Annotated in this window: 1 pseudogene; it reads left to right on the top strand. The window is 48.7% G+C overall.

Going from position 1 to position 622, the window contains the following annotated elements:
• Positions 1-622: pseudogene (locus R7R78_RS27450) on the top strand (glycogen debranching enzyme); the annotation flags it as partial.

The following is a 622-nucleotide window of genomic DNA, read 5'->3' as shown; positions in this document are numbered from 1 at the left end:
CTCGCTTTTACATTAAGCACGGCAATCACTTTGCCAACTACACTGGTTGTGGCAACACAGTCGATCTCACCTATCAACCAGCATTAAACCTGGTTATGGACACGCTGCGTTACTGGGTTAGCGAATTCAAAATCGACGGTTTCCGTTTTGATTTGGCCGCCACTTTGGGACGTCAAGGGGATGATTACAGCCCGGAAGCGGCATTTTTCAAAGCCATCGCTCAAGACCCGATTTTGCGTGAAACTAAATTGATTGCCGAGCCGTGGGATATTGGCCCTAATGGCTATCAAGTTGGTAACTTCCCATTTGGTTGGAACGAATGTAACGACAAGCTGCGCGATATTTCCCGCAGTTTTTGGCGTGGTGATCAAGGCTATTTGAAAGAGTTTGCCACTCGCCTTATGGGCTCTCGCGATATCTACAGCGCCGCCAACTGGCCATACAAACTCACGGTAAATTACATCACTTACCACGATGGCTTCACGTTGCAAGATTTAGTCTCTTACAAGCACAAACATAACGAAGCCAATGGCGAAGAGAACCGCGATGGCCACGGTGACAACCGCTCAGAAAACTACGGCGTAGAAGGCGAGACGGAAAACATCATGATCATCGCCACGCG

It is taken from the genome of Vibrio sp. 2134-1 (assembly GCF_033339495.1).
Note: the sequence above shows the minus strand (reverse complement) of the source record. Positions and strands in the feature narration are given on the sequence as shown.